Annotated in this window: 5 protein-coding genes; 3 read left to right on the plus strand and 2 right to left on the minus strand. The window is 32.7% G+C overall.

All coding sequences use genetic code 11. The annotated features are described in order from the left end of the window. On the plus strand, positions 1-815 hold an 815-nt coding region (locus tag ACVC2P_RS18455; protein ID WP_452599922.1), incomplete at its 5' end, for a hypothetical protein. Between the two features lie 56 nt (positions 816-871). Here the strand turns inward: ACVC2P_RS18455 and ACVC2P_RS18460 are convergent. Both ACVC2P_RS18460 and ACVC2P_RS18465 read right to left on the minus strand, forming a co-directional pair. Further along, positions 872-2,152 carry a T9SS type A sorting domain-containing protein gene (locus tag ACVC2P_RS18460; RefSeq protein ID WP_452599923.1) on the minus strand — a complete coding sequence of 427 codons (1,281 nt, stop codon included), beginning with the start codon at positions 2,150-2,152 and terminating at the stop codon, positions 872-874. A 6-nt stretch (positions 2,153-2,158) separates the two neighbouring features. Next, entirely contained in the window at positions 2,159-2,800 is a 642-nt protein-coding gene (locus ACVC2P_RS18465) for a protein-L-isoaspartate(D-aspartate) O-methyltransferase (RefSeq protein ID WP_452599924.1), read from the minus strand. 161 nt (positions 2,801-2,961) lie between these two features. On the opposite strand from ACVC2P_RS18465, the gene ACVC2P_RS18470 reads away from it, so the two are divergent. Together ACVC2P_RS18470 and ACVC2P_RS18475 are read left to right on the plus strand one after the other, a co-directional pair. Then, entirely contained in the window at positions 2,962-3,921 is a 960-nt protein-coding gene (locus ACVC2P_RS18470) for a Gfo/Idh/MocA family protein (protein WP_452599925.1), read from the plus strand. Positions 3,922-4,013: 92 nt separating this feature from the next. Continuing rightward, the coding region (locus tag ACVC2P_RS18475; RefSeq protein WP_452599926.1) for a 3-hydroxyacyl-CoA dehydrogenase NAD-binding domain-containing protein at positions 4,014-4,701 on the plus strand (688 nt) is incomplete at its 3' end.

The raw sequence follows: 4,701 nt of genomic DNA on the forward strand, positions 1-4,701 counted from the left end.
AAACACTTATTCCTTTAAAAGAGTTAGACACTTATTATGCTGCTTATACAGATGGTGGCGCACATACCGCATGGTTAAAATATGTAGAACCAGATATTAAAGACAACAAAATAAGTATTCGGAACATTGCAAAAGGGATGATTTTATTTAGCTCTAATGCAAATACAGAATGGCTACAACATAAACTAGGTTTAAAAAACATAAACAACCGTATTAAAACATTAGGTATAGAAAATCATTCCGAAATTTATTATTTAGTATCCTCTTTATTTGTTGGCAAGGAAGCATTTCCTCAATTTAAAAGACAGGGCCTACAAATTGCTTTAAAAGGAATGCCTTTAAAAAATTATATAGCGTCTACCGAGATTATACATAATAAACTATTATCTGATACTTTATACAAGAAAGATTTAGGAGATTTAAGCATGCCAATACAAAAAATATGGTCTGATAATTTACCAGCATCTACTACAAAAGAATATGCAAAATTAATGCAGAAATTTAATTCTAAAACTTATTTCACCCCTAATGTACAAACCCTTTTAGATGATGTTATGGAAGGATTAATGCAAAGTCAAGGAAATAAAGCAAACTTAAAGCATGCTGGAACTAAAGGAGGCTCGACATCTTTTGTACTAACCAAAGCTTTTTACGCTACCGATAAAAAAGGAAATACAACAGAGCTTGCCCTATTTTTTAATAACTTAACACCTACAGAAGCACAACAACTAACAAGAAGTTTAAATGATTTTATTATTACTATTTTATTCGATGAAAGCTTTCTAAATGCTATAACTAACACTTTAAAAGAGTAACCATATTGTGCTAAAAATTGAATTGAGATAAAAATACGACTTCAAAATAAAAACTACTATTTTTTAATCATCTTTATCGTTTTAGAAGCTCCTTTATAAGTTACATTAACGAAATATATACCTGAAGCGAACAAAGACGTATCAATTGTATTTTTATTTTTAACAGATACAACTACTCTCCCAAAGCTATCATAACAAACGACCTTATAATTTGAATACGGAATAGAGACTTTCAATTCTTTTTGAAATGGGTTAGGATATACCACTATGTTTTTATCTGAGAATTCGGTTACTGAAAGTAAATTACAAAACGGATTTGTTGTAGATGCCGTATTAAAAGTTCCATTCTCTATATACCAATTTTCCCATGTCCCTCCATTACCGTTAGTCCAATCACTTAATTCAAAATAGTTTTCTCCAGTAGTCATTCCAGGAACTTTGTACACTTTTAAAGCTTCTCCACCCTTATTCCAGTCTAAAGGATTACCACTAGAACAAAGCTCTGGGCTAAAATTTTCTATATTACAATTACTGCTAATAAAATAAGCATGTTCTTCATAATTTGGATAATCTCCATACACATAGGCTCTACCACTATTGTCCACACATACTGCTGTATATTCATTGCAGGCTATACCAAAAGAGGCAAAGCCAGTATCTGTAGCATGTCTTGCTAGAAAAACACTATGCCTTGCACGCCTATCTGGGTCATCATAATGCGTATCTGTTATTACACCTTCTAAATATGGAATATCTAAAAAATCATTATAGCCTAAAGAGACTTTATTATCGTATGGATTTGCTAACGCTTCTGCATTTGTTACTGTACCATTTTCTGCATCAAAATAACTACTTCCTAAAATAGCCATTCCTGCGCTAGTACCACCTATAACACCTTGCTTTGTATTTATAAATTCATTTAAAGCTAATTCTGCAGCATTATCTTTAAAATAATTTATGTAGTTATATTGGTTACCTCCTGCAAACCAAATCGCTTCAGCTTTTTCTATTTTATCTAAAACATAACTGTCAATTGCGCCATTAACATTATTAATAACAAATGTTCTTACTGAATTTATTGAAACACCTAATTCGGTATAAAAATAATCGTTATAACCATCACTCCCTGATGCTCTTAATACCACAACGTCACCTCCATTGGCTTTTTCTAAAAACCAAATCATAGCTTCGTCACTCTCGCTAGCACCGCCCATTAAACAAATTCCAGATTCGGGTACAACAACTAAATCATTGGTGTTTCCTGTAAGATATTCTGTATAATCTTGAGAAAAGCTTGTAAATGATACTACTAATAATATATAAATTAAATATTTCATGCCTTTCTAGTTTTTGTTCTCTAGTAAAGGTACAAAACGAAATTCTCCTAGTTCAGTTTTTTCAAAAGCTTTAGGGCCAGTTCTAACAAAAAGTGTCATAGTTTGTACTTTATCGCCCACAGGAATTACTAAACGTCCACCAATTGCCAATTGTGCTAACAACGGTTTAGGTACAAAAGGGGCGCCTGCTGTGACTATAATACTAGCAAAAGGAGCTTCTTCTACCATCCCCTTATAGCCATCTCCAAAAATTAATTTTTTAGGTCTATACCCTAATTTTGGTAAAAACTTACTCGTTTTTTTAAACAACTCTTGTTGGCGCTCTATACTATATACTTTAGCACCTAACTCGCATAACACAGCTGTTTGATAGCCGCTTCCTGTACCTATTTCTAAGACCTTATCACCTCTTTTAACTTGTAATAACTCACTTTGAAAAGCCACAGTATAGGGCTGTGAAATGGTTTGGTCTGCAGCAATAGGAAATGCTTTATCTTGGTAGGCATGATCTAAAAAACTAGAATCCATAAATAAATGTCTAGGTATTTTAGTAATGGCTTTTAAAACAGCTTCATTAGCTATTCCTTTGGATTTCAATACAGAAACCAACTGTAATCGTAAGCCTTGATGTTTAAAAGTATCGTTCAAAAGTTAGAGAGTTTAGTAGGGATAAAATTAGTGAAAGATTTTAAAGTCGAAAACTAATTTCTCTATAAATTATAGTATCCATAGCTAAAGTCCATTTTATTAGCATATTCGCATAAATAAATACCGAAAAATACTTAGTTTTGTTGAAAACGTAATAGAGAATGCTAAACGCTGGAGTATTAGGTGCTGGACACCTTGGTAAAATTCATTTAAGACTACTAAATCAATCTAAAAAATATAACCTTGTTGGGTTTTATGATGCAGACGAGGCTAATGCCAAAAGAGTAGAAGAAGAATTTGGTTATAAATACTTTAATACTATTGAAGCTTTAATAGAAGCTGTAGATATGGTAGATATTGTAACTCCTACGCTATCACATTACGATTGTGCAAAGCAAGCTATTGCAAAGGGCAAAAATATTTTTATAGAAAAACCTATAACTAATACTGTTGAAGAAGCCGAAACTTTAAGGGCTTTAGTTGCAGAACATGGTGTAAAAGGACAAGTGGGCCATGTAGAACGTTTTAATCCTGCCTTTATAGCTGTAAAAGAACAACTAGATTCACCAATGTTTATAGAAGCACACCGTTTAGCAGAGTTTAATCCGCGTGGTACAGATGTTCCTGTGGTTTTAGATTTAATGATTCATGATATAGATGTTATCCTTAGTGTAGTACAATCTAAAGTAAAGCATGTGTCTGCCAGTGGTGTTTCTGTAATAAGTGATACTCCAGATATTGCCAATGCAAGAATAGAGTTTGTAAATGGCTGCGTTGCGAACTTAACTGCAAGTAGGATTTCGTTAAAAAACATGAGAAAAACGAGATTCTTTCAAAAAGATGCCTACATCTCTGTAGATTTCTTAGAAAAAAAATGTGAAGTTGTAAAAATGAAAGATGCTCCAGAAAACCCTGGAGACTTTGATATGATTCTTCAAAATGCAGAAGGTATAAAAAAACAGATTTACTTCGATAATCCAGAAATATCTACAAACAATGCCATTTTAGATGAACTTGAAACGTTTGCAGATGCTATAAATAATAACACCAAGCCTATTGTTACATTACATGATGGAACGGAAGCATTGCGTGTGGCTACAATGATTATTAATCAGTTTTAATTTCCACGAAAGAGAACATCTCATACCTTAAATATAATTTTTTAACATTAACAAGATTCCTGTATTTGCGGGAATAAAAAATAAACTTTTCTATGAAAAACATAGCAGTAATTGGAGCAGGAACAATGGGTAATGGTATTGCTCACACTTTTGCACAATCAGGATTTAAAGTACAACTTATTGATATTAGTGAAGCGTCTTTAAAAAGAGGGCTAGCAACTATTACTAAAAATTTAGATAGAATGGTTGCTAAAGAGAAAATCTCTGAAGCAGACAAAGTAGCAACTCTAGAAAACATAACAACGTATACAAACATAAACGAAGGTGTAGAATATGCTGGTTTAGTTGTAGAAGCTGCTACAGAAAACTTAGACTTAAAACTTAAAATATTTAAACAGTTAGACGAGGCCTGCCCAGAAGACACTATTTTAGCTACAAACACCTCTTCTATCTCCATTACTCAAATTGCAGCAGTAACTTCTAGACCAGAAATGGTAATAGGTATGCACTTTATGAACCCTGTACCAATTATGAAGTTAGTAGAAATTATTCGTGGTTACAATACCAGTGACGATGTAACCAATACTATAATGGAGTTAAGTAAAACTTTAGGAAAAGTTCCTACAGAGGTTAACGATTATCCTGGTTTTGTTGCTAACAGGATTTTAATGCCAATGTTAAACGAAGCTATAGAAACGTTATATAACGGTGTTGCGGGTGTTAGTGAAATAGATACAGTTATGAAATTAGGAATGGCTCACCCTATGGGACCATTACAAT

The sequence above is a fragment of the Pontimicrobium sp. MEBiC01747 genome, from assembly GCF_053601635.1.